Below are 7,033 nucleotides of genomic sequence, written 5' to 3'. Positions count from 1 at the left end.
CCGTCCCACTTGTAGGATATGACGTCTTCGGGGTCCTCTTTTGTCAGCGTCACAAGCTCGCCACCTCCGGCGAGACTGACATGGAAGATATGGTCCTTCGGATGTATCTCTATGTGGTCGTGACTGAATCCGATCTTGGGGGGCACGACACTGATCTTGAGCTGCGCTCTCTTGTCGTGAGAGGTAACCGTCGCAAAGGTCTCGCCCTCGAAGATACCTTTGATCCTGAGCGTGTCCTTACTGATCGAAACACCTGCGATGCGAGAGTCTTGGATATTGACCTTGTACTTGCCGTTACCTCCGCTCAGGAGGATTTTGCGCTCTGTCCGGCGATGGAGCGAGACCTCTTTCAGAGACTCACCTTTGCCTATTTGGATGTCAGGGATGATGGTCTTTCCCTCTTCTTTACAGGCCTGAGTACCTATAAGCATAAGGACTGTAAGGATTGTATATAGAGTTATTGATTTCGTTGTCATGATGTATGCTATCGAGGGTTCGGTATTATCAGTTTACAACATAGATACGATAAGTCAATTTCCACTTCTTCCCATCGCCTTCGTCGATCGTCACACCCAAACGGTGATAACCCTTGCCGGGAAAGACGAGATACCCGTCTTGGAGCTCCACAGGTGTGCCGTTGAGGCTGTATGTGATCGTGGCTTTGTTGCTCCCCAGATCGTTGAAATAGGGCTTGATGCGGCGTTGTTTGACGTTGCCAACGGGCTCTACGGTGCGGAGATAGGGGGTGCGATCCGGAGCGTCCTTTGCTCGTTCGAGAGCAGCAGTCGTGTATCTGACGGGATCGGAGAAGTCGGACTTCTTTTCCCCTTGTGCCGCACGGATCCTTACGAGGTATGAGGTGCCGGGATTTAAGTTTTCTATAGTGAAGCTGTTTGTCTTTATATCAGTGAACATACGCGAACCGATAAAGACTTCCCACGTTCTCTTCGGATCGTTGACGGGATCCCACGAGAGCTCTATCTCTCGTTGGTGCCGTACGGCTTTTATGTTTGTGGGAGGGGTGAGAGGCTCAGGGATCTCTCCGTCAAACTCTTGTAGCACAACATCGTCAAAGTCTATAGATCCTCCACTTTTGGACCTGATAGCGAATCCGAGTTCTCCACGATGGATCCCTTTACCCTCAGGGACTCGGAAGTAGACCTCTTCTTCTTGCCACGATGTGGTGGTCTTGAACTCAAAGTATTTGGAGGTGTCCTTACGCTGGTCGCCTTCGTACCAAGACATCCTGACATTGTATGCTATATTGGACTTGTTGCCTCTGTGCCAAAAGGTAAGGCGGTAGGCTTTGCCTTCTGTGACAGGGAGGTTGGGGGCATCTGCATTGTGGAGCGTATAGAAGCTACCACTATTGGTGTAGATCCTCATGTAATAGCTGCCATCTCCACCGGGGCGTTGTCCCTCTTTTTGTTCGGGAGACAATGAGTAGGGCACGACCCACCCTTCGGGTCTTTGGCTGAGACCACCGGCAACGAATTTTTCAAATCCTCCGTTTATGATAAGATTGTCTTGGGCACGGAGGCTGAAAGGGTGTCCGAGGGCAAGGATTGTCGTGAGTATAAGTAGTATTTTGGTTTTCATCATCTTGATTTTTCTTATTTTTTGATGTCTTCCGGTGTAATCCCTATGGGTTTACACAGACGTGTTGCGATGTTGGATAGAGAGCCTTTGACCTCTGAGCCGGAGAGGAGCTTCTTGGCATCCCATAGTCCGTCACCCTCTCTCAGGTCACTGAGCATCTCCTCTACCTCGTCATGGGAGAAGTAGGGCTTGCCCTCGGCGTTGCGCAAGAACTGTGTGGCGTAGATCAGCCCGCATGCTTGAGAGATAAATCGGAAGGCATACTGAGGTCTTTCATCGAGATTGACAAGCGTGTTTTCTCCGACCAGGAGGTGTGTGGCACGTACGATGATGACCTTGGCAAGCTCTTCTTTGATGATCTTTGCCTGTGTCAACATGTCTTCGTACCTGAAGGTCTCCATCACTGTCCGACCTTCTACAAATGCCCTGAAGATCTTGTCCTCACTGTCTCTGATGACCCGTATGCCTTCGGCCTGTGCGAGAGGCTTCCAGAAGGCATAGTAGCCGTAGGCCAGATCCCAATGGTGTTCGAGAGCTGTGTAGTTGCGTCCCGGCTGCATCGTGAGGGCTTCGTGCTTGCTCTGAGTCTCGGGCTGGGTGAGGGTCTTCTCATCAAGATGGACATTGACGACCTTGTCGAGATAGATCGCTCCCATCATTGCAAACTTGAAGATATCAGCGACCACAAATCCCTTCTCATCCACGAAGTAAATATCTTTGTCTCCGATGTGCTTCCCGACATAGCCGGTATGCCCCTTTTGTGCTTCTTGTCTACGGTGCAAGACAGGGTCTTCGGCTCCCTTTCCGCCTATGATCGCAGAGGTCTCGATGAGGTTGTCCATGTAGTCTTGGACGCGCTCACGAATGGGTTGTGCAAACTCCGATGTCGCTATCTCGCCTCTCGGGCTGACCCCAAACTCTCCATCTCTGTAATACTCGATATAGTTGTTGAAGTCAGCTGTGGAGCCCAAACGAGCCCCCTTGAGTCCGCTCTCATAGAAATAGTCGAGCGGTTCGCTGATGAAGGCACACTCCTGTGTATCAACGCTGCTGTAACCCTGTCGTGAGAAGGCATATCGGGGTTCGGGAAAGAGGGGCTCCATATATGCACTCTCTACGACCTCACCTGATGTGTGATGTGAGCATGCTCCCAAGAGAGTGGTAAGCCCGGCAAGGGCTATGGTATATCGCCATTGTATTTTCATTAGCGTGTCGATGCTTTAGGGTAAAATAATGAATTCGCAGTAGGGGTTTCGGAGTTTGTTGGGTCCCTCTTCATTTTGATACTGTTCGGTCTTCAGTGCCGGGATCTCTACAAGCCCGTCGGTAGAGACAGCCTTGATGCTCGCCTTGATATTGGAGTTGCGAGGGCCTACACCATTGACGGATAAGTACATCGGAAAGCCCGAACGCACTTTATATCTGATCTGCTTAGAGATGCCGTTCCTCATCGGAGAAATATGATGAGTGTCATTGTTATCAGATGGGGCGGCTGATTCGCAAGGAATCACCACCAGCTCTTTGTGCTCATTGATATAGGACACTGTATATCTGGCCGAGGGTTTGTTCACGAATCCTCCTGCATTATCGAGTTCGTTGAACTCGCAGGTGAGCGTTACCTCATATTCATCTTCTTCCGTTGCGTCTTCATCCCCGGGATATTTATAGTTCTCAAGGACAAGATCGGGGTCACAAGGCCTTACGACCATGTCACCTTTTATGCTCTCCGGCTTGTCTATACCCGTGAAAGGGAAGAGGTTTTCGTAGTCTTCTTGTGTCGGATCTTGCTCGTGTCTGTTGCATGATAGGATGAAGAGTATACATGCAAAAAATATATATCTCATGACTGTATTATTCGTTGTTCTCAAGGGAATTATTCTCTGTTACATATCTCTGCGATCATTCCGGTGGGCTCGCCATCAGGTGCAAGGTGTTTGCTCTTGTATCTCCATATACGTGTCTTGGGATCATACACACGTACTAGCTCGCAGACAAAGCGATCACCGACCCTCTCAAAGTCTCTGAAGATAAAAGTTTTATTGAATCTGAACCCCGTCTGGAAGCTCAGCCCCCTATCGGTGCCGGTATACCCTGATCCCAAGCCGATCAAATCCAACCTCTCCCTGAGGAGACTTTTGTTGTAGAGGAAGACTCTATACCTTTTCTGACTGCTCTTTTTGATCCATGTTGCAAACGAATCATCGTACTTGAAGAAGTAATTGCTGTCAAAATAGACCCGATCCCCTTTGTGTATCTTGATCTGTGGGTAACGCATGCCCTCAAAGAAGAGCCTGTTGGCCAAGGCTGTTGATACAAGGCTCTGTTCCTCTTCGGGTGAAGTGACTTTCTCAAAGAGAATGTACTCTCCGGCAGACTCAAAATAGGAAGGAGTCCTAAATCTGAGATTGCCGTCCAGGTCCTTTCCAATATAGAGAAAGTCCGGGGAGGCGGAGAATGTGTCATCCACCAACTTATGAAGATAGTTATATGTCGTAAAACTCAACTGGGTAAAGGTGTTTTGCTTGATCTCATACTCACTCTCTTGAATTTTGGAGGCCGAGGTTTCGTCGTAGTCCGCACGTATCTGTACAGTCCCTTTGGGATCAAATTTCATGTGAAAATAATGTCCCCCGACACCATACTCCTGCTCATACCTTGTTTCTACTATCTTCGCATTGAGATCGGCGAAGATCAGGGAGTCCGTCTTGGAGAAGTAGGTTACCTTCCATCCGTGCGGAGTCTCTGTAAGCTCCTTACGAAGCGTCGAGATACTTAGTGCACTCCTTTCTGAAGGAGAGTGTGAAAAGGCTCCTTCTTCCTTACATGACGAGAAGAGTACTACAAAGGTCAGCAGTGCGTAAATTCCGTATGTCTTCATCTCTCTTATTCGCTTATTTCTTCGTTGGATAAATGTGCTCTTATGAGTTTGTTGCTGGCAAGCTGAAATCTGCCTATATGTAGACCTATATTCTTGCGAAAGTATTCGGTGACAAACTCTATTTTTGTTGTCAGCTCATGGTGCGCTTGCTTGGCTTCTTCAAGAGCTTTTTGCCTTTCCTCCGGGTTGTCATTGGATGGGTATGGTACCAGAGAGATTTTGACAGCTTGTCTTATCTCCTTGGACGTGTGCATGATCATCGCACTGATGAGCTCTGCAAAATCATCTTGGGTCGAGAGCATGGAGTTCAGGGTAAGGAAGCCTCTCTTGTGAGCATACTCTGAGAGCGAAAAGATCCTATTGCGATCGTAGATGCCCTTTTGGACAGTAGATAGGAAGTCTCCTGTAGATGAAATATATCTATTCTGACTGATCGATAGGAAGAGATCTCTGTCGTAATTGAATAGTTCTGAAAGACGTCTGGCGAACTGGTGATGAACACTTCTCATCAGCGCATAGACCTTGCTTGGGTCTTTGGGATCGAACTCATTGACGTTGTATATATACATCTCTGAGCCGGAAGCCGTAGAGTTGGACAATAGCTCAAAGCCATATCTGTCCACATTTTTTCCTCCGTACATGTGCATCTTGATAGGCGCTTTACCTGCCATGAAGTCCTTCCCTCCAAAATCTTCTCTCGTGTATAAGTCTATCCACAAGTGCTTGACTGTCTCCAGTACCGCTTTTATGTTTTCGATTTTGGGTGGGTAGGTGAAGCTGCCTGGCTGAGCAGAATTGCGTTCCCAACGATAAATGACCTCAATGCCATAAGGGAGTGTGAGGTTTTCCTTGATCCACTTGTCCAGCTCCGTGTATTGTCGTTGTACAGCATTGCTGTCTACCACACTCACATCGGATAGCTTTTCCTTGTTACAGCCTGAGACTGCGAGAGCAGAGAGGAGAGCAAAGGATAGTATTTTGATATTCTTGATCATAATGCCTTACTTTTTTGCTTGTAGTTATCAAAGTCGCTTATGCCATATCATCTTGGATTGGGCTCTAAGCCTCTGTTTATAGCTTCTACCGGGATCTGGAGCAGCTTCCGAGGGTCTTCCTTACGTAGAGGGCGATACAGAGGACTCTTTGAGTTGCGATTCACAGACATGTAGAATCTGCGGAGGTCAAACCACCTCAGGCCTTCGTGTACAAACTCCTTCTGGCGGAAGTCTGTGATGATCTTTATGAGAGCTAGCTGCTTGATCGTCATTCCATAGAATGGTGTATAAATGTTATAGTTGCTGCTGCTTGTCCATGTGTAGTCAAGTCTTGAGCAAGCGGGTTCCATATTGTGCTTGGCTTTCATGTATATGAGCAAGTCATCGACAGAGCGTTCGTACTCTCTCAGCATAGCGTATGCTTCCATGCGGTTGAGCATGACTTCGTCTGTCGAGAATAGGACGTTTGTCACATAGAGCCCTTTAGGCTTTGTGCCATCCTGCCCGTGCAGAGACAGCTCATCAAACTTCGATATGTAATGAGCGTCTGATATCGGAGCTTTTGTCGCATTGAAAAGGAAAAGAGAAGCCATGTTGGCTTTCTTGAAGTTATCACAACCCTCCACTCCTTTGTTGTTGAAGATCGCGTCCATTGAGTTAAAAGTTACTCCGTACTTCTCTGTCGGATTATTACGAGCGATACGGGATTCGGTAGACGAGAGGAGGAGGTTTGCAGGCTCCTCAGGATCGGAATATCTTCGGGATAGCCCCACACGATTAAAGCCAAGTTCACGTTCGTAACGAACCCAGTTGCGGAGGTTCTTGCCCGGGTCATGTCCGAGTATATAGTTCGAATAGTCCACCACGAGTTGCCACTCACCCTTCATCAGATAGAAACGAGAGGCGAAAGCATAAGCAGCTTTCTTGTTGAAGTGGAACTTCGGTTGGGTATAATACTTGTCGTTTACAAGAGTAATACCCAACTTGAGATCTTTCTCGATATTGTCGTAGACCTCCTTCACCGTGCCACGCTTGTAGTCTACCAAAGCATGCTTTTCGGGGCGGGTAAGGTAAGGGATACCCGGAGCCACTGCTGCCTTGGCAGTACCATAAGGCTCTGCCCATATATTGACGAGCATGAAGTGCAGGTAAGCACGGAGGAGGAAAGCCTCCCCATATAGAGCCTTTACACGCTCGGTCTTGGGGTATTCGGCAAGGAGTTCCAGGGCCTTATTAGCTTGCGCGATACCTCTGTAGCACGCATTCCAATAGTTGAGAGGAGTATCGAGGTCCTCGTGGTCGTAGTCTTCCCAGAAGTACATTGCCTCGTTGAGACGGGTGTGTACCCCATTGACACGTTCATCGACATTGTCTGTACGAGCTTCGAGGAATGCAAAGTAACTCGCATCGGGATAAGCCCCTGTGAGGAGTTCGGCTATTTTGTCTTCACTATCGATCTTGACATCGAGCGAAGAGTCGGGGTTGGTCCCCAGAAAGTCCTGACACGCACTGAATAAGAGTGCGACGGTTATTATAGAAAGTATTTTCTTCATGACCATAA

The 7,033-nt window shown here is 48.2% G+C and carries 6 protein-coding genes and 1 pseudogene; all 7 read right to left on the bottom strand.

Annotation, left to right across the window (positions count from 1 at the left end):
- Nucleotides 1-476 (bottom strand): annotated as a pseudogene (locus tag Q4A14_RS05505) (hypothetical protein); the annotation flags it as partial.
- A gap of 28 nt (nt 477-504) precedes the next feature.
- Entirely contained in the window at nt 505-1,602 is a 1,098-nt protein-coding gene (locus Q4A14_RS05500) for a hypothetical protein (RefSeq protein WP_303170531.1), read from the bottom strand.
- A gap of 11 nt (nt 1,603-1,613) precedes the next feature.
- Nucleotides 1,614-2,804 (bottom strand): DUF4856 domain-containing protein, encoded by a 1,191-nt coding sequence (locus Q4A14_RS05495; RefSeq protein ID WP_303170530.1) that lies wholly within the window; start codon nt 2,802-2,804, stop codon nt 1,614-1,616.
- 15 nt (nt 2,805-2,819) lie between these two features.
- Nucleotides 2,820-3,443 (bottom strand): hypothetical protein, encoded by a 624-nt coding sequence (locus tag Q4A14_RS05490; RefSeq protein WP_303170529.1) that lies wholly within the window; start codon nt 3,441-3,443, stop codon nt 2,820-2,822.
- Nucleotides 3,444-3,472: 29 nt separating this feature from the next.
- A complete protein-coding gene (locus Q4A14_RS05485) occupies nt 3,473-4,477 on the bottom strand; it encodes a DUF4302 domain-containing protein (RefSeq protein ID WP_303170527.1) in 1,005 nt (334 codons plus the stop codon).
- Between the two features lie 5 nt (nt 4,478-4,482).
- Nucleotides 4,483-5,472 carry a putative zinc-binding metallopeptidase gene (locus Q4A14_RS05480; protein ID WP_303170525.1) on the bottom strand — a complete coding sequence of 330 codons (990 nt, stop codon included), beginning with the start codon at nt 5,470-5,472 and terminating at the stop codon, nt 4,483-4,485.
- A 47-nt stretch (nt 5,473-5,519) separates the two neighbouring features.
- Nucleotides 5,520-7,025, bottom strand: coding sequence for a RagB/SusD family nutrient uptake outer membrane protein (locus tag Q4A14_RS05475; protein WP_303170524.1), 1,506 nt, complete (start codon nt 7,023-7,025; stop codon nt 5,520-5,522).
- Between the last annotated feature and the right edge of the window lie 8 nt (nt 7,026-7,033).

Origin of the sequence: Porphyromonas sp. (genome assembly GCF_030529325.1) — a bacterium.
Taxonomy (GTDB): Bacteria; Bacteroidota; Bacteroidia; order Bacteroidales; family Porphyromonadaceae; genus Porphyromonas_A.
The sequence above is the reverse complement of the archived record's forward strand: the minus strand, read 5'-3'. Positions and strand labels throughout refer to the sequence as shown.